This is a genomic window from Streptomyces sp. NPDC002671 (genome assembly GCF_053592475.1).
This window is the reverse complement of the sequence record NZ_JBSFVU010000025.1, coordinates 62,806-86,748: the sequence shown is the minus strand read 5'-3', so window position 1 is coordinate 86,748 and position 23,943 is coordinate 62,806. Positions and strand designations below refer to the sequence as shown.

The 23,943-nt window shown below is 70.9% G+C and carries 19 protein-coding genes; 13 read left to right on the top strand and 6 right to left on the bottom strand.

Going from position 1 to position 23,943, the window contains the following annotated elements:
* Window positions 1–8 precede the first annotated feature (8 nt).
* Window positions 9–800, top strand: a complete 792-nt coding sequence (rnc, locus tag ACWD35_RS32295) for a ribonuclease III (protein ID WP_451354887.1) — start codon at window positions 9–11, stop codon at window positions 798–800.
* Window positions 801–881: 81 nt separating this feature from the next.
* Window positions 882–1,742 carry a bifunctional DNA-formamidopyrimidine glycosylase/DNA-(apurinic or apyrimidinic site) lyase gene (mutM, locus tag ACWD35_RS32290; protein WP_451354886.1) on the top strand — a complete coding sequence of 287 codons (861 nt, stop codon included), beginning with the start codon at window positions 882–884 and terminating at the stop codon, window positions 1,740–1,742.
* Here mutM and ACWD35_RS32285 read toward each other — a convergent pair.
* Window positions 1,715–2,110, bottom strand: coding sequence for a winged helix-turn-helix transcriptional regulator (locus ACWD35_RS32285; protein WP_451354885.1), 396 nt, complete (start codon window positions 2,108–2,110; stop codon window positions 1,715–1,717). The genes mutM and ACWD35_RS32285 overlap by 28 nt on opposite strands.
* Before the next feature lie 126 nt (window positions 2,111–2,236).
* On the opposite strand from ACWD35_RS32285, the gene ACWD35_RS32280 reads away from it, so the two are divergent.
* Window positions 2,237–2,821 carry a flavodoxin family protein gene (locus ACWD35_RS32280; RefSeq protein ID WP_451354884.1) on the top strand — a complete coding sequence of 195 codons (585 nt, stop codon included), beginning with the start codon at window positions 2,237–2,239 and terminating at the stop codon, window positions 2,819–2,821.
* Between the two features lie 9 nt (window positions 2,822–2,830).
* Here the strand turns inward: ACWD35_RS32280 and ACWD35_RS32275 are convergent, their stop codons facing one another.
* On the bottom strand, window positions 2,831–3,955 hold the full coding sequence (locus ACWD35_RS32275; RefSeq protein WP_451354883.1) for a CAP domain-containing protein: 1,125 nt from the start codon (window positions 3,953–3,955) through the stop codon (window positions 2,831–2,833).
* Window positions 3,956–4,135: 180 nt separating this feature from the next.
* Between ACWD35_RS32275 and ACWD35_RS32270 the strand changes: the two genes are divergently transcribed.
* The 4 genes from ACWD35_RS32270 to ACWD35_RS32255 all read left to right on the top strand — a co-directional run bounded on the left by ACWD35_RS32270 (window position 4,136) and on the right by ACWD35_RS32255 (window position 10,596).
* Complete coding sequence (locus ACWD35_RS32270) at window positions 4,136–4,417, top strand: acylphosphatase (RefSeq protein WP_451354882.1); 282 nt, start codon at window positions 4,136–4,138, stop codon at window positions 4,415–4,417.
* A 382-nt stretch (window positions 4,418–4,799) separates the two neighbouring features.
* Window positions 4,800–5,003 (top strand): hypothetical protein, encoded by a 204-nt coding sequence (locus ACWD35_RS32265; RefSeq protein ID WP_451354881.1) that lies wholly within the window; start codon window positions 4,800–4,802, stop codon window positions 5,001–5,003.
* 297 nt (window positions 5,004–5,300) lie between these two features.
* Window positions 5,301–8,975, top strand: coding sequence for an AAA family ATPase (locus ACWD35_RS32260; RefSeq protein ID WP_451354880.1), 3,675 nt, complete (start codon window positions 5,301–5,303; stop codon window positions 8,973–8,975).
* Window positions 8,976–9,177: 202 nt separating this feature from the next.
* A complete protein-coding gene (locus ACWD35_RS32255; RefSeq protein ID WP_451354879.1) occupies window positions 9,178–10,596 on the top strand; it encodes a sugar porter family MFS transporter in 1,419 nt (472 codons plus the stop codon).
* Window positions 10,597–10,713: 117 nt separating this feature from the next.
* On the opposite strand, the gene ACWD35_RS32250 is transcribed toward ACWD35_RS32255, so the two are convergent.
* The 3 genes from ACWD35_RS32250 to ACWD35_RS32240 are packed head-to-tail and all read right to left on the bottom strand — an operon-like array spanning window position 10,714 to window position 13,596.
* The gene (locus tag ACWD35_RS32250; RefSeq protein WP_451354878.1) at window positions 10,714–11,073 is read right to left on the bottom strand and encodes a hypothetical protein; all 360 of its coding nucleotides are present in this window, start codon (window positions 11,071–11,073) and stop codon (window positions 10,714–10,716) included.
* A 48-nt stretch (window positions 11,074–11,121) separates the two neighbouring features.
* The gene (locus ACWD35_RS32245; protein WP_451354877.1) at window positions 11,122–12,093 is read right to left on the bottom strand and encodes an LLM class flavin-dependent oxidoreductase; all 972 of its coding nucleotides are present in this window, start codon (window positions 12,091–12,093) and stop codon (window positions 11,122–11,124) included.
* Between the two features lie 54 nt (window positions 12,094–12,147).
* On the bottom strand, window positions 12,148–13,596 hold the full coding sequence (locus ACWD35_RS32240) for a cytosine permease (RefSeq protein WP_451354876.1): 1,449 nt from the start codon (window positions 13,594–13,596) through the stop codon (window positions 12,148–12,150).
* A gap of 176 nt (window positions 13,597–13,772) precedes the next feature.
* Between ACWD35_RS32240 and ftsY the strand changes: the two genes are divergently transcribed.
* On the top strand, window positions 13,773–14,987 hold the full coding sequence (gene ftsY / locus ACWD35_RS32235) for a signal recognition particle-docking protein FtsY (protein WP_451354875.1): 1,215 nt from the start codon (window positions 13,773–13,775) through the stop codon (window positions 14,985–14,987).
* Between the two features lie 139 nt (window positions 14,988–15,126).
* On the opposite strand, the gene ACWD35_RS32230 is transcribed toward ftsY, so the two are convergent.
* A complete protein-coding gene (locus ACWD35_RS32230) occupies window positions 15,127–15,789 on the bottom strand; it encodes a bifunctional DNA primase/polymerase (RefSeq protein ID WP_451354874.1) in 663 nt (220 codons plus the stop codon).
* Between the two features lie 457 nt (window positions 15,790–16,246).
* Between ACWD35_RS32230 and nsdA the strand changes: the two genes are divergently transcribed.
* From nsdA to ffh, 5 genes are all read left to right on the top strand, one after another.
* The gene (gene nsdA, locus ACWD35_RS32225) at window positions 16,247–17,725 is read left to right on the top strand and encodes a transcriptional repressor NsdA (protein ID WP_451354873.1); all 1,479 of its coding nucleotides are present in this window, start codon (window positions 16,247–16,249) and stop codon (window positions 17,723–17,725) included.
* 344 nt (window positions 17,726–18,069) lie between these two features.
* The gene (locus tag ACWD35_RS32220; RefSeq protein ID WP_451354872.1) at window positions 18,070–19,410 is read left to right on the top strand and encodes an ammonium transporter; all 1,341 of its coding nucleotides are present in this window, start codon (window positions 18,070–18,072) and stop codon (window positions 19,408–19,410) included.
* Window positions 19,407–19,745 (top strand): P-II family nitrogen regulator, encoded by a 339-nt coding sequence (locus ACWD35_RS32215; RefSeq protein WP_451354871.1) that lies wholly within the window; start codon window positions 19,407–19,409, stop codon window positions 19,743–19,745. Before ACWD35_RS32220 ends, ACWD35_RS32215 begins: the two co-directional genes overlap by 4 nt.
* A 26-nt stretch (window positions 19,746–19,771) precedes the next feature.
* A complete protein-coding gene (locus ACWD35_RS32210) occupies window positions 19,772–22,288 on the top strand; it encodes a [protein-PII] uridylyltransferase (RefSeq protein WP_451354870.1) in 2,517 nt (838 codons plus the stop codon).
* 83 nt (window positions 22,289–22,371) lie between these two features.
* On the top strand, window positions 22,372–23,919 hold the full coding sequence (gene ffh / locus ACWD35_RS32205; RefSeq protein ID WP_451354869.1) for a signal recognition particle protein: 1,548 nt from the start codon (window positions 22,372–22,374) through the stop codon (window positions 23,917–23,919).
* Window positions 23,920–23,943 lie beyond the last annotated feature (24 nt).

Below are 23,943 nucleotides of genomic sequence, written 5' to 3'. Positions count from 1 at the left end.
TCGGGCTGGTGAGAGGCACTGTGTCCAGTCCCAAGAAGGCGGAAAACCAGGCCTCGTCCCACACGCTTCTGGAAGGGCGGCTCGGCTACCAGGTCGAGTCCGCCCTTCTGGTGCGTGCGCTGACCCACCGTTCCTATGCGTACGAGAACGGCGGTCTGCCGACGAACGAGCGGCTGGAGTTCCTCGGGGACTCCGTGCTCGGCCTCGTCGTCACGGACACGCTGTACCGCACCCACCCCGACCTGCCCGAGGGCCAGCTGGCCAAGCTGCGGGCCGCGGTGGTCAACTCGCGTGCGCTGGCGGAGGTCGGCCGCGGCCTCGACCTGGGTTCCTTCATCCGGCTCGGCCGTGGTGAAGAGGGCACGGGCGGCCGGGACAAGGCGTCCATCCTTGCCGACACCCTGGAAGCGGTGATCGGCGCGGTCTATCTCGATCAGGGCCTCGATGCGGCGTCCGAGCTGGTGCACCGGCTCTTCGACCCGCTGATCGAGAAGTCCTCGAACCTCGGAGCCGGCCTGGACTGGAAGACCAGTCTCCAGGAGCTGACCGCGACCGAAGGGCTCGGTGTGCCCGAGTACCTGGTCACGGAGACCGGCCCCGATCACGAGAAGACCTTCACTGCTGCCGCCCGCGTCGGAGGCGTCTCGTACGGCACCGGCACCGGCCGCAGCAAGAAGGAGGCGGAGCAGCAGGCCGCCGAGTCCGCCTGGCGCTCGATCCGCACCGCTGCGGACGAGCGGGCCAAGGCGGCCAAGGAAGCCGTCGCGGGCGACAGCACGTCGTCGTCCGCCACCGCCTGACAGAGCAGCACCGAGCGCCCGCCCCGCCCTTCGCGCCGGGGCGGGCGCTCGGTTCGTCCCACGGTCCGTACGGGGGTTCCGATGCCTGAGTTGCCCGAGGTCGAGGTCGTCCGGCGGGGCCTTGCGCGCTGGGTCGCCCACCGCACGGTCGTCGACGTCGAGGTGCTGCACCCACGTGCGGTGCGCCGGCACATCGCGGGCGCCGACGACTTCGCGCACCGTCTCAAGGGCCACCGCATCGGCACGCCCAGCCGGCGTGGCAAGTACCTGTGGCTGCCCCTGGAGGACACGAACCAGTCGGTCCTGGCCCACCTCGGTATGAGCGGCCAGCTCCTGGTCCAGCCGCACGAGGCGCCGGACGAGAAGCACCTGCGCATCCGTGTCCGCTTCGCCGACGCCCTCGGCACCGAACTCCGCTTCGTCGACCAACGCACCTTCGGCGGCCTGTCGTTGCACGACAACACCCCCGAGGGCCTGCCGGACGTCATTGCGCACATCGCCCGCGACCCCCTCGACGAACAGTTCGACGACGAGGCCTTCCACCAGGCCCTGCGGCGCAAGCGGACCACCATCAAACGGGCCCTGCTGGACCAGTCGTTGATCAGCGGCGTCGGCAACATCTACGCGGACGAGGCCCTTTGGCGCGCCCGCATCCACTACGAGCGCCCGACGGCGAACTTCACCCGCCCGGTCACCGCCGAACTCCTCGGCCACGTCCGGGACGTGATGAACGCGGCCCTCGCCGTCGGCGGCACCAGTTTCGACAGCCTGTACGTCAACGTGAACGGCGAGTCGGGCTACTTCGACCGCTCCCTGGACGCGTACGGCCGTGAGGGCCTGCCCTGCAAGCGGTGCGGCACCCCTATGCGCCGCCGCGCGTGGATGAACCGCTCCAGCTACTTCTGCCCGAAGTGTCAGAGGGCGCCGCGCGTCTCGTCGTAACGCGCGCGGGCCGCGAGGACGTCGTCCATCGCGCCCTCCACGCAGTGGATGAGCGAGAGCAGCCGTTCGGCGACCGAGCGGCCCAGCGCGGTCAGTTCGTAGTCGACGCGGGGCGGGTTCGTGGGCTGTGCCTCGCGGTGCACCAGACCGTCGCGCTCCAGCGCGTGCAGCGTCTGGGACAGCATCTTCTCGCTCACCCCGTCGACCCGGCGGCGCAGCTCGTTGAAGCGCAGCGAGCCCTCGTGCAGCGCGCCCAGGGTGAGTCCGCCCCAGCGGCCGGTGACGTGCTCCAGCGTGCCGCGCGAGGGGCAGGCCTTGGCGAACACGTCGTAGGCGAGGTCGTCCTGGTCCTGGGTGCCGACAGTCATGGCTTCAGGGTACGGCAGCGCAGCGCTATCCACCAGCTTGCACTAACTAGAAGTTAGTGCTTTCCTGTGGTCACTGCTGCTGAGCTGCCGTTCCGGCGTGCTCATGTGTTTCAAGGAGTAACCATCGTGACCAGCCCTGTCGTGTCCATCGCCTACCACTCCGGCTACGGCCACACCGCCGTCCTCGCCGAGGCAGTCCGCGCCGGCGTCGCCGACACGGGTGCCGAGGTGCACCTGATCAAGGTGGACGAGATCACCGACGAGCAGTGGGAGACGCTGGACCGCTCCGACGCGATCGTCTTCGGCTCGCCCACCTACATGGGCACCGCCTCCGGTGCCTTCCACGTCTTCGCCGAGGCGACCTCGAAGCGCTGGATGGGGCAGGACTGGAAGGACAAGCTGGCCGCCGGCTTCACCAACTCCGGCTCCAAGAGCGGCGACAAGCTGCATACCCTGCAGTTCTTCCAGATCCTCGCCGCCCAGCACGGCATGAACTGGGTCAACCTCGGCCTGCACCCCGGCTGGAACCACAGCGCGGGCTCCGAGAACGACCTCAACCGCCTCGGCGTCTTCGCGGGCGCGGCGGCGCAGACCAACGTGGACGAGGGTCCGGACGCCGTGCACAAGGCCGACATCGCCACGGCCGAGCACCTGGGGCGCCGGGTGGCGGAGGCGGCGCAGGCGTTCATGCGGGGGCGTGCCGCCGCGTAACGGGCTGCCTCAGAAGCCGAAGTCCTCGGTCCACCAGGGCCCGCCCGGCCCGAAGTGCACACCCACACCGAGGGTGTTGAAGTCGCAGTTCAGTATGTTCGCGCGGTGGCCGGGGCTGTCCATCCAGGCCTTCATGACCGCCGCCGGGTCCGCCTGGCCGCGCGCTATGTTCTCGCCGCCGAGGCCGGTGATGCCGGCCTTCGCGGCCCGGTCCCACGGGGTGAGGCCGTCCGGGTCGGTGTGGTCGAAGAAGCTCCGCGCGGCCATGTCGTCGCTGAAGTCCTCGGCAAGCTCGGTCAGCGAGGAGTTCGCCGCCAGCGCGCTGCACCCGACCTTCGCCCGCTCCTCGTTGACGAGCTTCAGCACCTCCGCCTCGGCGGCGGCCCGGGTCGACACCGTCACCGGCGTGGAGGTCGGGGCCGGTGCCTTCGTCGCGGGGTGGGACGGGGTCTTCGTGGGCTTCGCCGAGGGCGTGGCCGTCGGCACCGGCTTCGCGGACACCCGCTTCGCCGGCGTGGGCGACGGCGAGGCGGACGCGGAGGCCGAGGAGGAGGTGGACAGGGACGGGGTCGGGGCCGGCGGGGTCGCCGAGCGTCGGGTGCCCGAGCCGCCCGTGGCGCCGCCGCCCCGGTTCTCGGCGCTGCCGGAGGTGCCGCCCTGTGCGGCGGCGGTGTTGCTGGGAGAGTCCGCGGCCTGCACCTGGTCGCCGCCGGTGGCGCTGGTGACGCCGCCGAGCTTGTAGTTCTCCAGGCCGGGCATCACGCCCGTGGCCACGGCTATCGAGCCGAGGGCGACCGCCGCCGATATGCCGAGCAGGCTCGTGCGCACCGGCTTCGCGGGCTTCGCCTTGCGCCGGTGGGTGCGGGACGGACCGCCGCCGGGGGTGAAGCCGCCGCCTTCGGGAGCGCCCTCGGCCCCGTCCCCGCCCATCGCGTACAGGTAGGCCGTGCTCTTCGCGTTGGCATCGGCGTACGCATCGGGGCTCAGGTACGGCGCGACGCCCTCGGGCCGTCGCTCGCCCGCGTACGAGTCCTGGGGGTCGTCGCTCCCCGTACCGGAGAGGTGCGTGTGCGTGACCCCGGTGGCGCGGCCCTTGGCGGCGCGGCCGGCGGCGGAGCGTCGGTGGCGTCCCATGTCCTTGCCCTCTTCCTCGTGCTCGCGGTCGACCGGCGCCTCGTGGCGACTGACTCCTTCTGGCCAACCCGACTCACTCGATCGAGTGAGTTTCATATGAGATGCATCGGGTGGGGACGGTACCGCATGGTGCCGATGCGGGAAGTGCTCCGAGCGACAGCGGCCGGTTAGGTTGCACCCATGAGCGAGGAAGTACGACTGGTCGCCTGGGTACGCGGATACGTGCAGGGCGTGGGGTTCCGCTGGTTCACGCGCGCCAAGGCGCTGGAGATCGGCGGTCTGCGTGGTTTTGCTCTCAATTTGGCCGACGGCCGCGTCCAGGTGGTCGCGGAGGGGGCCCGCGAGGGCTGCGAGGGGCTGCTCGACTGGCTACAGGGAGGCGACACGCCCGGACGCGTGGAGGGCGTCACCGAGATCTGGGACACACCCCGCGGCGGCTACGACGGCTTCGCCATCCGCTGATCCGCTTCCGCGGAGCCGTGCCGGCCGCCGCGCGGCGAGTTGCCCGGAGCACCCGTCCACAGCAGAAACGGCCTGGTGGTTGCCAAGAACCGCTCGGCATGGCAGGCTCCGCAGGTACAGAAGATCGTCACGCCCTGTGGGCACCGCTGGAGTCACAGCGCCGCCAATTCTTCCGGCCGCGCACCCCGGTTCGCCCCCAATGCAGGGCGTGATCGTGTTGACCGTCAAACTTTTTGGTGAGACGCTGAAAGCCCCGCGCACCTTAGCTGTTTGGCATGGAACAACAGCAGAGCAACACTCGGATGTGCCAAGCACCGCGGGTGCAAATCCCTCACGACCCACACCGCATCGGTCGGTCACTCAGTGTGGAGGACCATCCATCATGGCAAAGGCGCTTCTCGGTTACGTCGGCGGCTCCGACCCTCGACTCCTCGCCGAGATGCGACGGCTGCAGCAGCGCGTCCAGGACCTCGAATCCGAGCTCGTGCGGATCCAGGCCGAGAACGACGCGCTGACGGCTGCCGCCTCTCAGGACGGGATCATGGAGAGCATCGACGCACACCAGGCGGAGCCTGCGCTCACCTGATCACTGCATCGCTTCACGACAGCACTCGCAGCGGTTGGGCTGCCCGTAATCCACCGCAAAAGTTGTCAGAGCTGCAAGGAGTTGCAAGGGACGCTTCGGCGTCCCTTCGTTCTTTCCCCCGCGTAGTCTCCCCTGTTCCGCCCCCGTATCGCCGCGGTTCCTTTCCGCCGTGCACTGTCCCCCGCGCATCCTTTCAGCCTCTTTAACGTCTGGTGTGCCCTGCATGTTCAACGGCGAAACCGCGGGGTTGCGGGCATTCGTGGAGTGAGCTAAGCGCGGCGGGTAGAGTCCAGCGACGTGCACCTCAAGGCCCTGACCCTGCGCGGGTTCAAGTCGTTCGCCTCGGCCACCACGCTCCGGTTCGAGCCGGGGATCACCTGCGTGGTCGGCCCGAACGGCTCGGGCAAGTCCAATGTCGTGGACGCCCTCAGCTGGGTCATGGGGGAGCAGGGTGCCAAGTCGCTGCGCGGCGGCAAGATGGAGGACGTCATCTTCGCCGGCACCACCGGGCGCCCGCCGCTCGGCCGCGCCGAGGTGTCCCTGACCATCGACAACTCCGACGGCGCCCTGCCCATCGAGTACGCCGAGGTCACCATCACGCGGATCATGTTCCGCAACGGCGGCAGCGAGTACCAGATCAACGGCGACACCTGCCGCCTTCTGGACATCCAGGAACTCCTCTCCGACTCCGGCATCGGCCGCGAGATGCACGTCATCGTCGGCCAGGGCCAGCTCGACTCCGTCCTGCACGCCGACCCCATGGGCCGCCGCGCCTTCATCGAGGAGGCGGCCGGCGTCCTCAAGCACCGCAAGCGCAAGGAGAAGGCGCTGCGGAAGCTGGACGCGATGCAGGCCAACCTCGCGCGCGTGCAGGACCTGACGGACGAACTCCGAAGGCAGCTCAAGCCGCTCGGCCGCCAGGCCGCGGTCGCACGCCGCGCCGCCGTCATCCAGGCCGACCTGCGCGACGCCCGCCTGCGGCTGCTCGCCGATGACCTCGTACGGCTGCGCGAAGCCCTCAAGGCCGAGATCGCCGACGAGGCCGCGCTCAAGGAGCGCAAGGAAACCGCCGAGCAGGAGCTGAAGAAGGCCCTCCAGCGCGAGGCCCTGCTGGAGGACGAGGTACGGCGGCTCACGCCCCGCCTCCAGCGCGCCCAGCAGACCTGGTACGAGCTGTCCCAGCTGGCCGAGCGGGTACGCGGCACCATCTCGCTTGCCGACGCCCGGGTGAAGAGCGCCACCTCCGCACCCCCGGAGGAACGGCGCGGCCGTGACCCCGAGGACCTGGAGCGCGAGGCCGCCCGCGTCCGCGAACAGGAGGCAGAGCTGGAGGCGGCCCTGGAGGCGGCCCAGCACGCCCTGGACGACACGGTCGCCCACCGCGCCGAGCTGGAACGCGAACTGGCCGTCGAGGAACGCCGGTTGAAGGATGCCGCCCGCGCCATCGCCGACCGCCGCGAGGGCCTGGCCCGGCTGTCCGGGCAGGTCAACGCGGCCCGCTCGCGCGCCGCGTCCGCCCAGGCCGAGATCGACCGGCTGGCCGTCGCCCGCGACGAGGCCCAGCAGCGCGCCGTCCAGGCCCAGGAGGAGTACGAGACCCTGAAGGCCGAGGTCGACGGCCTCGACGCCGACGACGCCGACCTCGCCGAGCAGCACGAGGCGGCCAGGCGGCAGCTCGCCGAGGCGGAAGCCGCGTCGAGCGCGGCGCGCGAAGCGGCCACCGCGGCCGAACGCCGGCGCGCGGCGACCCAGGCCCGCCACGAGGCGCTGGCGCTGGGCCTCAGGCGGAAGGACGGCACCGGAATACTGCTGGGCGCCCGGGACCGGCTCACCGGAGTCCTGGGCCCGGCCGCGGAGTTGCTGACCGTCGCCCCGGGCCACGAGGTCGCCCTGGCCGCCGCCTTCGGCGCGGCGGCGGACGCCATCGCCGTGACCACCCCGGCCTCGGCGGCCGAGGCGATCCGCCTGCTGCGCAAGCAGGACGGCGGCCGTGCGGCCCTGCTCCTGGCGGGGGCCCCGGAGGAGCGGGCGCCGGCCGCACCACCCCAAAGGGGCGCGGGGCCGTGTCTGACATGCGGCGACCGCCGCGCGGGCGCGACCAGCCACGACGAACCCGCAGACGCCCGGCCTCCCGTCACCGCACTCCCCGCAGAGCGCACGGCACTTCCCGCGGAGCGCTTCGCCGCCGACCTGGTGCGCGGTCCCGCCGAACTCATGCCCGCCGTACGCCGGCTGCTGCGCGGGATCGTCGTCGTGGGGAGCCTCGAAGAAGCCGAGGACCTGGTCTACGCGCACCCCGAGCTGACCGCCGTCACCGCCGAAGGCGACCTGCTCGGCGCGCACTTCGCGCACGGCGGGTCCGCCGGGGCGCCCAGTCTGCTGGAGGTGCAGGCCTCCGTGGACGAGGCCGCGGCGGAGCTGGAAGAGCTGGCGGTGCGCTGCGAGGAACTCACCGAGGCACAGCGGGCGGCGGCCGAGCGGCGCACGGAGGCCGCCGCGCTGGTGGAGGAGCTGGAGGAGCGGCGCCGGGCCGCCGACCGGGAGAAGTCGGCCGTGGCACAGCAGCTCGGGCGGCTCGGCGGACAGGCGCGCGGGGCCGCCGGGGAGGCCGAGCGGTCCGCCGCGGCTGCCTCGCGTGCACAGGAGGCGCTGGAGAAGGCCGTACTGGAGGCGGAGGAGCTGGCCGAGCGGCTGGCCGTCGCCGAGGAGATGCCCGTCGAGGAGGAGCCGGACACCTCCGTGCGGGACCGGCTCGCGGCCGACGGCGCCAACGCGCGGCAGACCGAGATGGAGGCCCGCCTCCAGGTCCGTACGCACGAGGAGCGGGTCAAAGGGCTGGCCGGCCGGGCCGACTCCCTGGACCGGGCCGCCCGCGCAGAACGCGAGGCACGCGCGCGTGCCGAGCAGCGGCGGGCCCGGCTGCGGCACGAGGCGGCCGTGGCGGAAGCCGTCGCCTCCGGTGCCCGGCAGCTGCTCGCGCACGTCGAGGTGTCGCTCGCCCGCGCCGAGCAGGAGCGGGCCGCCGCCGAGGCCGCGAAGGCCACGCGCGAGCAGGAGCTGGCCGCCGCGCGGAACGCCGGGCGTGAACTCAAGTTGGAACTGGACAAGTTGACGGACTCGGTGCACCGGGGCGAGGTGCTCGGCGCCGAGAAGCGGCTGCGGATCGAGCAACTGGAGACCAAGGCGCTGGAGGAACTGGGCGTCGAGCCCGCCGGGCTCGTCTCCGAGTACGGCCCCCACCAGCTCGTACCGCCCTCCCCGCCCGCCGAGGGCGAGGAGCTGCCCGAAGACCCGGAGCACCCGCGCAACCAGCCGAAGCCGTATCAGCGGGCCGAACAGGAGAAGCGACTCAAGGCCGCCGAGCGCGCCTACCAGCAGCTGGGCAAGGTCAACCCGCTGGCGCTGGAGGAGTTCGCGGCCCTGGAGGAGCGGCACAAGTTCCTCAGCGAGCAGCTGGAGGACCTGAAGAAGACCCGCGCCGACCTGCTCCAGGTCGTGAAGGAGGTCGACGAGCGCGTCGAGCAGGTCTTCACCGAGGCCTACCGGGACACCGCCCGCGAGTTCGAGGGCGTCTTCAGCCGGCTGTTCCCGGGCGGTGAGGGGCGGCTGGTCCTGACCGACCCCGACAACATGCTCACCACGGGCGTCGACGTCGAGGCGCGTCCGCCGGGCAAGAAGGTCAAGCGGCTCTCCCTGCTGTCGGGCGGCGAGCGGTCGCTGACGGCCGTCGCGCTGCTGGTGTCGATCTTCAAGGCCCGGCCGAGCCCGTTCTACGTCATGGACGAGGTCGAGGCCGCCCTGGACGACACCAACCTCCAGCGGCTGATCCGGATCATGCAGGAGCTGCAGGAAGCCTCGCAGCTGATCGTGATCACGCACCAGAAGCGCACGATGGAGGTCGCCGACGCTTTGTACGGCGTCTCCATGCAGGGTGACGGTGTGTCGAAGGTCATCTCGCAGCGGCTTCGTTAGCCCGCTTTCAAGATCAACTAACTCTATGTTCAAGAAGTGAACATGAAGTGGCCGGGCGTATCTCATATCTCACAGCCGTTGAACTATTGACTTCGAAACTTGAAGGCATAGTCTCTGCAACGTTGCTTTTACCTTCAGGTGTCAGCGCCTGAGAGGGCTCACCCCCCACGCGGCAGCGTTGCCGCGGCCCGAGGAGATACACGTGACCAGCAGAGTGCAGGCACAACCGTCAGGAGCCAGGACGGCTCAGCCCGAACACCTCGGGCACGTCATCTTCATCGCGGCTGCCGCGGCCATGGGCGGCTTCCTCTTCGGGTACGACAGCTCCGTCATCAACGGCGCCGTCGAGGCCATCCGTGACCGCTACGACATCGGCTCCGCGGCCCTCGCCCAGGTCATCGCCATCGCCCTGATCGGCTGCGCCATCGGCGCCGCGACCGCCGGCCGCATAGCCGACCGGATCGGCCGCATCCGCTGTATGCAGATCGCCGCCGTCCTGTTCACCATCAGCGCCGTCGGTTCCGCACTGCCCTTCGCGCTGTGGGACCTCGCGCTCTGGCGCGTAGTCGGCGGTTTCGCCATCGGCATGGCCTCCGTCATCGGCCCCGCCTACATCGCCGAGGTCGCCCCGCCCGCCTACCGCGGCCGGCTCGGCTCCTTCCAGCAGGCCGCGATCGTCGTCGGCATCGCCATCTCCCAGCTCGTCAACTGGGGCCTGCTCAACGCCGCCGGCGGTGACCAGCGCGGCCACCTGATGGGCCTGGAGGCCTGGCAGGTCATGCTCGGCGTCATGGTCGTCCCGGCCGCCCTGTACGGCCTGCTCTCCTTCGCGATCCCCGAGTCCCCGCGCTTCCTGCTCTCCGTCGGCAAGCGCGACCGCGCCCGGGAGATCCTCGCCGAGGTCGAGGGCAAGGACGTCGACCTGGACGCCCGAGTCGCCGAGATCGAGCACGCGATGAACAGCGAGCACAAGTCCACCTTCAAGGACCTGCTCGGCGGCGGCTTCTTCTTCAAGCCGATCGTCTGGGTCGGCATCGGCCTGTCGGTCTTCCAGCAGTTCGTCGGCATCAACGTCGCGTTCTACTACTCCTCGACGCTGTGGCAGTCGGTCGGTGTCGACCCGGCGCAGTCGTTCTTCTACTCCTTCACGACGTCGATCATCAACATCGTCGGCACCGTGATCGCGATGATCTTCGTGGACCGCGTCGGCCGTAGGCCCCTCGCCCTCGTCGGCTCCGTCGGCATGGCCGCCGGACTCGCCCTGGAGGCCTGGGCGTTCAGCCACCACCTGGTCGACGGCAAGCTGCCGCACACTCAGGGCCTGATCGCCCTGATCGCCGCCCACATGTTCGTCCTCTTCTTCGCCCTGTCCTGGGGTGTGGTCGTCTGGGTCATGCTCGGCGAGATGTTCCCGAACCGGATCCGCGCCGCCGCCCTGGGCGTGGCCGCCGCCGCGCAGTGGATCGCCAACTGGGCCATCACCGCGAGCTTCCCGTCGCTGGCCGACTGGAACCTGTCCGGCACGTACGTGATCTACGCCGTCTTCGCCGCGCTCTCCGTCCCGTTCGTCCTGAAGTTCGTCAAGGAGACGAAGGGCAAGTCGCTGGAGGAGATGGGCTGATCAGCCCCCCGAGCCCGAGGAGAAGGGCCAAGTCCCCGCTGCCCCTCTCCTCGCACCGTCCGCCGCCTCTGGTCCGGTCACTGCCCGGACCGGGGGCGGCGGTCTTGTGCGCGCCGGTCACCAGATGAGGACGCGGGCGTCGAGCTCCTGGGCGCGCAGGGTCGCCGCCTCGATGTTGTCCAGGCGGCTGGTGATATGGGACGGATGCAGTTCGAGCGCCGTGCTGATCCGGTCCATGTGGGCACGCAACAGGGCGATCTCGGCCAGGAACAGCGGCAGCTCCTCGGTCGGCACCTCCATCCATTCACCGTCGAGCAGGGGAAGGTAACGGGCGCCCAACGAGCGCACCACGTCCGATCCCCACACCTGCCAGCGCCAGCTCTCGAACCCGGCCGAGTCGTTGACGCCCTCAGGCGTGTCGAGCACATCGAACTGCCCGTTCGGACCCCGGACGACCACATCAACGTTGAGACTCATGGGCTCAGGGCACCATCGACAGGGAGGGGCGGTCCACTGGTTATCGGGTCAGTCGCCGAGCGAGGGCAACACCCGCTCCGCGAACAGCCTCAGGCTCCGCCATCCCTCCGCCACCGGCATCCCGCCCGCCAGCGGATGCAGGACGAGACTGTCCAGCCCCAGCCCGGCACACTCCTGCGGCGTGACGATCCGGTACACGCCCTCCGCGCGCAGTTCCCGCACCGTCGTCGCCGCCGACCGCACCGCCGACGTGATGTCACCGGACTGCCAGGAGGCGTACATCCGCGCCTCGTGCAGGAAGTGCTCGCCGTACTCCGCCCACGCCCGGTCCGGGTCCTCCGCGAGGTGGAGCAGCGGGGTCTCGGCGGCCGGCATCAACGCCCAGCCCTCGGTGCCGTACTCGGTGAGCTTCTCCTTGTAATACGCCTCCAGCTCCGGCAGATGCGCGCTCGGGAAGAACGGCAGGCCGAGCCGGGCGGCCCGGCGGGCGGCGGCCTTCGAGGAGCCGCCGACCAGCAGCAGGGGGTGCGGATCGGTGTACGGGCGCGGGGTGAGCCGTACGGTACGGCCCCGGTAGATGAACTCCTCGCCGGTCCACGCCCGCAGCAGCGTCTCAAGCAACTCGTCCTGGAGCCGGCCGCGCCGCTTCCAGTCCACGCCGAACAGGTCGTACTCCTCGGGCCGGTAGCCGATCCCGGCCACGGTCACCAGCCGGCCGCCGCTCAGCAGGTCCAGCACCGCGATCTCCTCGGCCAGCCGCAGCGGATCGTGCAGCGGGCCGATCACCGCCGACACCGTCACCGCGATCCGGCGGGTCGCGCCGAACACCGCGGCGGCGAAGGCGAACGGCGACGGCAGCCAGTTGTTCTGGGCGCCGTGGTGCTCCTCGGTCTGCACGGTGGTGACCCCGTGCTCGTCGGCGTACGCGGCCATCTCCAGCGCGGCCTGGTAGCGGGCGGCGAGGGAGGCGGGGGTGGCGCCGGGTTCGACCAGGTTGAAACGCACGACCGTGACGGGCATGGGAAGTCCCCCTCCGGTACTGCTCGGTGGAGGGGGACGGTAGCTGACGGAGCGTCAGACAGCCAGAGGCTCGCGCTCCTCCGCGGGCGTCTGAGCGGCCGGGGTCACCACCGCCGGCTTCGGCAGCACCAGGTACAGCAGGCCGGAGATCACGATCGTGGCGACCCAGCCGAGGCCGTACTCGCCGATCACGTTGTTCTTCGCCAGCGGGCCGGTGAACCAGTCCGAGGTGGTGAACAACAGGCCCCCGACCAGGCCGATCGCCCAGGCGGCGACGGCGGCGGGGGAGAACCCGCCCTTGTACCAGTAGGCGCTGGTGCGCGTGGTGTCCGCCATGGCCCGGCCGTCGTACTCCGTGCGCCGGAGCATGTCCGCGCCGAAGACGCCGACCCAGGCGGAGAAGGCGACCGCCAGCAGCGACAGGAAGGCGATGAACGAGCCCATGAAGCTGGTCGCCACCAGCATCAGCACACCGCCGAAGGCCAGCGAGATCACGGCGTTGACGGAGACCGCCCAGTGGCGCGGCACCTTGAAGCCGAGGGTCTGCGCGGTGAAGCCCGCCGAGTACATCGACATCGAGTTGATCAGCAGCATGCCGACGAGCGCGATCAGCAGGTACGGCACCGCGATCCACGTCGGCAGGATCTCGCCCAGGAAGGACACCGGGTCGGTCGCCGAGGCGAGGTCCGGCGTGGACACCGCCATCACCGCGCCCATCAGGACCATGGGGAGGACGACGACACCGGCGCCGCCCACCGCCGTGCCCACGATCGCCCTCGAGGAGGCCGTACGCGGCAGGTAGCGCGTGAAGTCAGGCGCGGACGGGATCCAGCTGACACCGCCCGCCGCGATCATCCCGATGCCGGTGATCACCGCGGCCGTGGAGCCGGCACCGTGGTCCATGACCTTCGACCAGTCGGTGTTCACGGCCAGGTACACCAGGACCAGCACCGAGAAGACGCCGAAGAAATACGTCGCGTACTTGTTGCACTTCTGCACGGCGTTGATGCCGAGCCCGGAGATCGCGAAGGTGGCGACGACGAACAGCAGCAGCATGACGATGTCGAGCACGCTGTTCGCCTTGATGCCGAGCGCGAGGTCCAGGATGGTGAGCATCGCGTAGGCGCCGGTCACCGCGTTGATCGTCTCCCAGCCCCAGCGGGCGACCCAGATCAGCGAACCGGGCAGCAGGTTCCCGCGCTGCCCGAAGACCGCACGCGACAGCGCCATGCCGGGCGCCCCGCCCCGCTTGCCCGCGATGCCGATCAGCCCGACCAGGCCGTACGACACGAGGGGCGCGGCCACCGCGACGACGAGCGCCTGCCAGATGTTCAGGTGGTACGCCACCACCAGGCTCGCGCCCATGGTGAGCAGCAGCACGCTGATGTTGGCGCCGACCCAGGTGGGGAACAGCTCGCGGGTCTTCGCGGTGCGCTCGGCGTCGGGCACCTGCTCGATGCCACGGGTTTCGAGAGCGCCTTCGGTCTCGACGGTCTTGCTCATGGATGTGCCTAGGAGTGGGGGGAAGGGGATCGTGGTGACTCTACGCGCGTCAACCAATTCGCCGCCATCGTACTTTGCTCCGACTCCTGGCTTTACGTGGCGTTTGTCTCTTGGAGAAAACCACAAGCGGCCGTAACCCGGGCCTGCCGCATCCGATGGCCGATACTGGACCCGTTATGGAAACCGTCATCCTTGCTGTAGTCATCGCCGTGGTCGTGCTCGGCGCGCTCGGCGGGCTCATCGTCGGCAGCCGGCGCAAGAAGCCGCTGCCCCCGCCGCCGCCCGCCGCGCCCGACATCACCGCGCCCCCGGCCGAGCCGCACGTCGGCGACGAGTCCGAGACGCCGCGCGACGAACCGCGCCGGACCATCGAGGAGGTGGATCTCCCGGGCGGCCCCGCGGTCGCCGTCGAGGAGCCCCCCGTTGAAGAGGCTCCGGTCGAAGAAGCTCCGGCGATCGAGATCCCGGAGCCCACCGCCGGGCGGCTGGTCCGCCTGCGCGCCCGCCTGTCCCGCTCGCAGAACGCCCTCGGCAAGGGCCTGCTGACGCTGCTCTCCCGCGAGCACCTCGACGAGGAGACCTGGGAGGAGATCGAGGACACCCTGCTCACCGCCGACGTCGGCGTGCAGCCCACCCAGGAGCTGGTGGAGCGGCTGCGCGAGCGCGTCAAGGTGCTCGGCACCCGCAGCCCGCAGGAGCTGCGCGGTCTGCTGCGCGAGGAGCTGCTCAAGCTCGTCGGCACCGACGCCGACCGCACGGTCAAGACCGAGCCCGAGGACCGCAAGCCCGGCATCGTGATGGTCGTCGGCGTCAACGGCACCGGCAAGACCACCACCACCGGCAAGCTCGCGCGCGTGCTCGTGGCGGACGGCCGTACGGTCGTCCTCGGCGCCGCCGACACCTTCCGTGCCGCCGCCGCCGACCAGCTCCAGACCTGGGGCGAGCGCGTCGGCGCCTACACCGTGCGCGGGCCGGAGGCCGGCGATCCCGCCTCCGTCGCCTTCGACGCGGTCAAGGAAGGCAAGGAGATGGGGGTCGACGTCGTCCTCATCGACACCGCCGGCCGCCTGCACACCAAGACCGGCCTCATGGACGAGCTGGGCAAGGTCAAGCGCGTGGTCGAGAAGCACGCGCCGCTGGACGAGGTGCTGCTCGTCCTGGACGCCACCACCGGCCAGAACGGTCTGGTGCAGGCCCGGGTGTTCGCCGAGGTCGTGGACATCACCGGCATCGTGCTCACCAAGCTCGACGGCACCGCCAAGGGCGGCATCGTCGTCGCCGTCCAGCGCGAGCTGGGCGTGCCGGTCAAGCTGGTCGGCCTCGGCGAGGGCGCGGACGATCTCGCGCCGTTCGAGCCGGAGGCGTTCGTGGACGCACTGATCGGCGAGTAATCACCTCCGGATTTCCGGAGGTGGCCCTGCCTGTCACCCAGGAACGTTCCCAGGTGCTCAGGTGACCGGACCGCGAGAAGCGCCCGCCCCTAAGGTGCAGTCAGGGTCGGGCGCTTCGCTCTGTGCGGGCACGGTCCGGCTACGTCCACGCCCGCGACCGATGGGCCACATACGCCAGCGTGCCCAGCAGCAGCCGGGCTGCCGGGGGCCGGGCCGTCGTGTCCAGTGCGGGCGGGCGCAGCCAGCGCACCGGGCCCAGGCCGCCCCGGTCGGAGGGCGGCGCGGTGATGTACGTGCCCGGGCCGAGGCCGCGCAGGTCAAGGGCGGAGGGGTCGTCCCAGCCGAGGCGGTAGAGGAGCTGGGGGAGGCCGCCGGCGGCGCCGGGGGCCACGAAGAACTGGGCGCGGCCGTCCGGAGTGGCGGTGACCGGGCCGAGCGGGAGCCCCATTCGTTCGAGGCGGACCAGGGCGCGGCGGCCGGCGGGCTCCGAGACCTCGATGACGTCGAACGTGCGGCCCACCGGCAGCATCACCGAGGCGCCCGGGAGTTCCGCCCAAGCCTTGGCCGCCTCGTCCAGCGTGGCCCCGGCCGGCACCTGGGCGGCGAACTCCAGCGGATGCGCGCCCGGCGCCCGGCAGTCGGCGCGCCCGCACGAGCAGACGCCCGCCGCGGCCCGCGCGCCCGGCACCACGTCCCAGCCCCACAACCCGGTGAACTCGGCAACGGCGGTGCACTCCGAGGGCCGGCCGCGCCTGCGCGTGCCGGAACGGATCTCGCGGATGCCGCCGATCGTGAAACCCATGCCCCCTCCAACGGGTCCAGCGCGCCGGTGGTTACGACACGGAACAAGACGGAAGCGGAACGTGACACTATGGCTCCGCTTTCCCGCGTCCCGGAGCGGTCAAGGCGGCGCTTTGAAGTGCACCGGGTGGTGCACCGGGCCCCACGCGCCCCTGAGTGCACCACTCCGCCCACTCCCCGTCGTCCTATGTCAAGTGAATCGCGCGTAGGCGTTCACGAGTTCATTCGAAGGGGTGGCGAATGGTGGCGTTTCCGCGATCGCCATGGCTGGACCGGTGATCGTGGGATTACTGTGAGTGTGCGAGGCCTGGGGGCACATGCACTCGTGGGTATGCCGGTGGCAAGTCGTCAGCTCGTTCTAAGGGTGAGAACCGGAGGACGGGACGCCGTCATGACGGGCATGCTGATAGGGCTTGGCGCACTCGGCATCAAGTGGTCTCAGGGATGGGGGCGTTCCAGTGGGCGGCAACGGCGGTAGCGGGACGAACGCTGACAAGCGCCCCAACGAGCTGCTCGGCTCGTGGTTCGTGCGCAGCGGCTGGTCCAAGGGCGAGCTGGCCCGCCAAGTGAACCGCAGGGCACGCCAGTTGGGTGCCAACCACATCTCCACCGACACGTCACGCGTGCGCCGCTGGCTGGACGGGGAGAACCCGCGCGAGCCGATCCCGCGCATCCTCTCCGAGCTGTTCTCCGAGCGCTTCGGCTGTGTCGTCTCCATCGAGGACCTCGGCCTGCGCGCCGCCCGCCAGGCACCCTCCGCGACCGGCGTCGACCTGCCCTGGACGGGCCCGCAGACCGTGGCGCTGCTCAGCGAGTACTCGCGCAGCGACCTGATGCTCGCCCGGCGCGGCTTTCTCGGCACCTCGCTCGCCCTGTCCGCCGGGCCCTCCCTCATCGAGCCCATGCAGCGCTGGCTCGTCCCCACCCCGGCCTCCCTGGTCGCAGCCGTTCCCGAGTCCGACGCGGACTCCCGCCGCCCCGGCCGGCTCTCCCGGCCCGAGCTGGAGCTGCTGGAGTCCACCACGCGGATGTTCCGTCAGTGGGACGCCCAGTGCGGCGGCGGCCTGCGCCGCAAGGCGGTCGTCGGCCAGCTGCACGAGGTCACCGACCTCCTCCAGGAACCCCAGCCCGAGGCCACCACCCGCAAGCTCTTCAAGGTCGCCGCCGAACTCGCCGAACTGGCCGGCTGGATGTCGTACGACGTGGGCCTGCAGCCCACCGCGCAGAAGTACTTCGTCCTCGCCCTGCACGCCGCCAAGGAAGCCGGCGACAAGCCGCTCGGCTCCTACATCCTCTCCAGCATGAGCCGCCAGATGATCCACCTCGGCCGGCCCGACGACGCCCTGGAGCTGATCCACCTCGCCCAGTACGGCAGCCGCGACTGCGCGAGCCCGCGCACCCAGTCCATGCTGTATGCGATGGAGGCCCGCGCCTACGCCAACATGGGCCAGCCCGGCAAGACCAAGCGCGCGGTCCGGATGGCCGAGGACACCTTCGCCGAGGTGGACGAGTGGGACGAGCCGGACCCCGACTGGATCCGCTTCTTCTCCGAGGCCGAGCTGTACGGCGAGAACTCCCACTCCTTCCGTGACCTCGCCTACGTCGCCGGCCGCAGCCCCACCTACGCCTCCCTCGCCCAGCCGCTGATGGAGCGGGCCGTGGAGCTGTTCGCCAAGGACTCCGAGCACCAGCGGTCGTACGCGCTCAACCTGATCGGCATGGCTACCGTGCACCTGCTCCAGCGCGAGCCCGAAGAGAGCACCGGCTACGCCAAGCAGGCCATGGACATCGCCAAGAAGGTCCGCTCCGAGCGCGTGAACACGCGTATCCGAAAGACGGTCGACACCGCCGTGCGCGACTACGGCGACCACGCCACCGTCGTCGACCTCACCGAACAGCTCGCCGTCGACCTGCCCGAGACCGCGGAGGCGGTCTGAGCACCGCGTAGGAACCCAGAACCCCGGCCGCGGCCGGCCCTCCGAACTGCTCGACTCGGCTCCCCCCATGCCAGGTCATCGGAGAGGCCCGCCGCGGCCGGTCTGCTTCCCCGTGAGAGTCCTCCAGGGAAGATTGCGCCACGATAACGATCGGCGCGCCGGACATCCGGCGGTTCATCGACGCGTAACACGCAGGGCGCCTTCGTCACCCCGGCGAAACAACGAGGGGCTTCCACCGAAACCGCGCTGCGCCAATCTCTGGCGCATAACCGGCCGCCCCTCACTGACCGGACCGCTCAAGGCACCGCCCGCACGGCGCCGTACCAACCGACGAGGAGACGCCGATGGCACCAGCCATCACGCTTGCCGCGGAGGCACCCAAGCTTTCCTCCGCGAACACAGGCTTCATGCTCATCTGTTCCGCCCTGGTGCTGCTCATGACCCCGGGCCTGGCCTTCTTCTATGGAGGCATGGTCCGCGTCAAGAGCACCCTCAACATGCTGATGATGAGCTTCATCAGCATGGGCATCGTCACCATTCTGTGGGTGCTCTACGGCTTCTCCCTCGCCTTCGGCACGAACAACAGCCTCATCGGCTGGAACTCCGACTGGTTCGGCCTCAGCAACATCGGACTGACGGAACTGTGGGACGGCTACACCATCCCGATCTTCGTCTTCATGGTCTTCCAGCTGATGTTCGCGATCATCACGCCGGCCCTGATAAGCGGCGCCCTCGCCGACCGCGTCAAGTTCTCGGCCTGGTCGCTGTTCATCGCCCTGTGGCTCACGATCGTCTACGTGCCGGTCGCCCACTGGGTCTGGGGCGCCGACGGCTGGGCCTACAAGCTCGGCGTGATCGACTTCGCCGGTGGTACGGCGGTCCACATCAACGCGGGTGCCGCGGCGCTCGGCGTGATCCTGGTCATCGGCAAGCGCGTCGGCTTCAAGAAGGACCCGATGCGCCCGCACAGCCTCCCGCTGGTCATGCTCGGCGCCGGCCTGCTGTGGTTCGGCTGGTTCGGCTTCAACGCGGGCTCCTGGCTCGGCAACGACGACGGCGTCGGCGCGCTGATGTTCGTCAACACGCAGGTCGCGACGGCCGCCGCCATGCTGGCCTGGCTCGCCTACGAGAAGATCCGGCACGGCGCGTTCACCACGCTGGGCGCCGCCTCCGGCGCGGTCGCCGGTCTGGTCGCCATCACCCCGTCCGGCGGCGCGGTCTCCCCGCTCGGCGCGATCGCCGTCGGCGCCATCGCCGGTGTCGCCTGCGCCGCGGCCGTCGGCCTGAAGTTCAAGTTCGGCTTCGACGACTCGCTCGACGTAGTCGGCGTCCACATGGTCGGCGGCATCCTCGGCTCCCTGCTCATCGGCTTCTTCGCCACGGGCAAGGGCCAGTCGAAGGTCGAAGGCCTCTTCTACGGCGGCGGCCTGCACCAGTTCTGGATCCAGTGCGCCGGTGTCTTCGCGGTCCTCGCCTACTCCCTGGTCGTCTCCGCGGTCCTCGCCTTCCTCATCGACAAGACCATGGGGATGCGGGTCACAGAGGACGAGGAGATCTCCGGCATCGACCAGGCGGAACACGCCGAGACCGCATACGACTTCAGCGGTGCCGGCGGTGGTGTGATCGGATCCGCCGCCCACGCCCCGACCCTGGCCGCCGCCCAGAGCAAGAAGGTGGACGCATGAAGCTCATCACCGCCGTCGTGAAGCCGCACCGGCTCGACGAGATCAAGGAGGCCCTCCAGGCCTTCGGCGTCCACGGCCTGACGATCACCGAGGCCAGCGGCTACGGCCGGCAGCGTGGCCACACCGAGGTCTACCGCGGCGCCGAGTACACCGTCGACCTCGTCCCCAAGATCCGCATCGAGGTGCTGGCCGAGGACGACGACGCCGAGCAGCTGATCGAGGTCGTCGTCAAGGCGGCCCGCACCGGCAAGATCGGGGACGGCAAGGTCTGGTCCCTTCCGGTCGACACGGCCGTCCGGGTGCGCACCGGCGAGCGCGGCCCGGACGCGCTCTGACACAGCACAAGGACAGGAGCTCCTGGGTGACGCGTACGGAAGTGCACAGCGAAGCGGACGACTCGGGACCCAGCGGCTACGCGGCGGCCCGGCTGCGCCTCCTCACCGAGGCGGCGCGGCCCGGGCCGCCGCGCCGTGCCGCGCTCGCCGAGCTGACCGACGACTGGCTGGCGGGGCTCTTCGGCGCCGGCGCCGACGGGGTGCGCGGCGTCTCCCTCGTCGCCGTCGGCGGCTACGGCCGCGGCGAGCTGTCCCCGCGCAGCGACCTCGACCTCCTGCTGCTGCACGACGGCAGTGACCCCGGCGCGGTCGCCGTCCTGGCTGACCGCCTCTGGTACCCCGTCTGGGACCTCGGCCTCGCCCTCGACCACTCCGTGCGCACCCCGGCGGAGGCTCGCAGGACCGCCGGCGAGGACGTGAAGGTCCAGCTCGGCCTCCTGGACGCCCGCCACCTCGCCGGCGACGCCGGCCTCACCACCGGCCTGCGCACCGCCGTCCTGGCCGACTGGCGCAACCAGGCACCCAAACGCCTCCCCGAACTCCAGGAGCTGTGCGCGGAGCGCGCCGAGCGCCAGGGTGAGCTGCGCTACCTCCTGGAACCCGACCTGAAGGAGGCCCGGGGCGGCCTCCGTGACGCCACCGCGCTGCGCGCCGTCGCCGCCTCCTGGCTGGCCGACGCCCCGCGCGAAGGCCTCGCGGACGCCCGGCGGCGCCTGCTCGACGTCCGAGACGCCCTGCACCTGACGACGGGCCGTGCCACCGACCGCCTCTCCCTCCAGGAGCAGGACCAGGTCGCCGCCGAGCTGGGCCTGCTGGACGCCGACACGCTGCTGCGGCAGGTGTACGAAGCGGCGCGCGTGATCGCGTACGCCAGCGACGTCACCTGGCGCGAGGTCGGGCGCGTACTGCGCTCGCGCGCCGTACGGCCGCGGCTGCGCAAACTAGCGAGGGAGCGAAGCGACTTCCTCAAAAGGGCGGTGGCGGGCGACGGGAGGGCGCTGGGCGGCGGGAAGCCCGTCGCCGAGCGTTCCCCGCTGGCCGAGGGGGTCGTGGAGCAGGACGGCGAGGTGGTGCTCGCCCGCACCGCACGCCCCGAACGCGACCCCGTGCTCCCCCTGCGCGCCGCAGCCGCCGCCGCCCAGGTCGGCCTCCCGCTCTCCCTGCACGCCGTACGGCGCATGGCCGCCACCGCGCGCCCCCTGCCCACACCCTGGCCCGCCGAGGCCCGCGAACAGCTCGTGACCCTGCTCGGCTCGGGCCGCCCGACCATCGAGGTCTGGGAGGCGCTGGAGGCGGAGGGCCTGATCAGCCGCCTGCTGCCGGACTGGGAGCGGGTCCGCTGCCGCCCGCAGCGCAACGCGGTCCACCTCTGGACCGTCGACCGGCACCTGATCGAGACCGCCGTCCGCGCCTCCGAGCTGACCCGCCGCGTCAGCCGCCCCGACCTGCTCCTGGTCTCCGCGCTGCTGCACGACATAGGGAAGGGCTGGCCGGGCGACCACTCGGTGGCCGGCGAGATCATCGCCAGGGACGTCGCCGCGCGGATCGGCTTCGACCGCGCGGACGTGGCCGTGTTGTCCACGCTGGTACGCCACCATCTGCTCCTCATCGAGACGGCCACGCGCCGCGACCTGGACGACCCGGCCACCGTCCGCTCGGTCGCCGAGGCGGTCGGCACCCAGAACGCGCTGGAACTGCTGCACGCGCTGACCGAGGCGGACGCCCTGGCCACCGGCCCGGCCGCCTGGTCCTCCTGGCGCGGCTCCCTCGTCACCGACCTGGTCCGCCGGGTCTCCGCGGTCCTCGCGGGCGACGCCCCGGACGCACCCGAGCCCGCCGCGCCCACGGCCGAGCAGGAACGGCTGGCGATCGAGGCGTTCCGCACCGGCGGCCCCGTCCTCGCCCTGCGCGCGCAGACGGAACCACCGACGGCGCCACCGACGGACGAGGAAGCCACCGGGGCACCCGAGCCGCTCGGCGTCGAGCTGCTCATCGCCGTACCGGACCAGCCGGGCGTGCTGCCCGCGGTCGCCGGTGTCCTCGCCGTCCACCGCCTCACCGTCCGCACGGCCGAGCTGCGCGCCCTGAGCCTGCCGGACGACGTGGAGGACGGCTCGGTCCTCCTCCTGAACTGGCGGGTCGCCGCCGAGTACGGCTCCCTGCCCCAGGCGACCCGGCTGCGCGCGGACCTCGTCCGCGCCCTGGACGGCTCCCTGGACATCGCCGGCCGCCTCGGCGAACGCGACGCCGCCTACCCCCGCCGCCGCGGCTGGATCGCCCCGCCGCCGAGGGTGACGGTGGCCCCGGCGGCCTCGCATCACGCCACGGTGATCGAGGTACGCGCCCAGGACGCCCCGGGGCTGCTGCACCGCATCGGCATGGCCCTGGAGAAGGCAGGGGTGCGGGTGCGGAGCATGCACGTCAGCACGCTCGGCTCCAACGCGGTGGATGCGTTCTATGTCACGACGGGGACGGGGGCGCCGCTGCCGGGGCAGGACGCTGGTTCACTGGCACGGGTGCTGGAGGAGACGTTGCGGGGATGACTCTTTCCCGGTGACTTCGTCGCCGGGATACCCTGGAGGGCGATTCCCTGAAGCCACCACCGACTCCGAGGACCGACGCCGCTGTGTTCGATACTCTCTCCGACCGCCTCTCAGCGACTTTCAAGAACCTGCGCGGCAAGGGGCGCTTGAGCGAGGCGGACATCGACGCCACCGCGCGCGAGATCCGTATCGCGCTCCTCGAAGCCGACGTGGCTCTGCCTGTCGTCCGGACGTTCATCAAGAACGTCAAGGAAAGGTCACTCGGCGCCGAGGTCTCCAAGGCGCTGAACCCCGCCCAGCAGGTCCTCAAGATCGTCAACGACGAGCTGGTCACCATCCTCGGCGGTGAGACCCGGCGGCTCCGCTTCGCCAAGCAGCCGCCCACCGTGATCATGCTCGCGGGTCTGCAGGGTGCCGGTAAGACCACCCTCGCGGGCAAGCTCGCCTGGTGGCTGAAGGAGCAGGGCCACTCGCCACTGCTGGTCGCCGCCGACCTCCAGCGCCCCAACGCCGTGAACCAGCTGAGCGTCGTCGCCGAGCGCGCGGGCGTGGCGGTCTTCGCGCCGGAGCCGGGCAACGGCGTCGGTGACCCGGTGAAGGTCGCCAAGGACTCCATCGAGCACGCCCGGACCAAGGTCCACGACATCGTGATCGTGGACACCGCCGGCCGCCTCGGTATCGACCAGGAGATGATGCAGCAGGCCGCGGACATCCGGGACGCGGTCAAGCCCGATGAGATCCTGTTCGTCGTCGACGCGATGATCGGTCAGGACGCCGTCAACACCGCCGAGGCCTTCCGCGACGGCGTCGGCTTCGACGGCGTGGTCCTCTCCAAGCTCGACGGTGACGCCCGCGGTGGTGCGGCCCTGTCGATCCGCCAGGTCACCGGCAAGCCGATCATGTTCGCGTCGAACGGCGAGAAGCTGGACGACTTCGACGCGTTCCACCCGGACCGGATGGCCTCCCGCATCCTCGACATGGGTGACCTGCTCACCCTGATCGAGCAGGCGGAGAAGACCTTCAGCCAGGAAGAGGCCGCCAAGATGGCCTCGAAGCTGGCGTCCAAGAAGGGCCAGGACTTCACCCTGGACGACTTCCTGGCCCAGATGGAGCAGGTCAGGAAGATGGGCTCCATCTCCAAGCTGCTCGGCATGCTGCCCGGCATGGGCCAGATCAAGGACCAGATCAACAACCTGGACGAGCGGGACGTCGACCGCACCGCCGCGATCATCAAGTCCATGACCCCGGGCGAGCGCCAGGACCCGACGATCATCAACGGCTCCCGCCGCGCCCGTATCGCCAAGGGTTCCGGCGTCGAGGTCAGCGCGGTGAAGGGGCTTGTCGAGCGGTTCTTCGAGGCCCGCAAGATGATGTCCCGCATGGCCCAGGGCGGCGGTATGCCGGGCATGCCGGGGATCCCGGGCATGGGCGGCGGCCCCGGTCGGCAGAAGAAGCAGCAGAAGCAGGCCAAGGGCAAGCAGCGCTCCGGCAACCCGATGAAGCGCAAGCAGCAGGAGCTGGAGGCCGCGCAGCGCCGCGAGGCCGCCGCGCAGGGCGGCAACGCGTTCGGGCTGCCGGAGCAGGGCGGCGAGTTCGAGCTGCCGGACGAGTTCAAGAAGTTCATGGGCTGAGTTCTGCGCGTGCCAGGGGTTGGT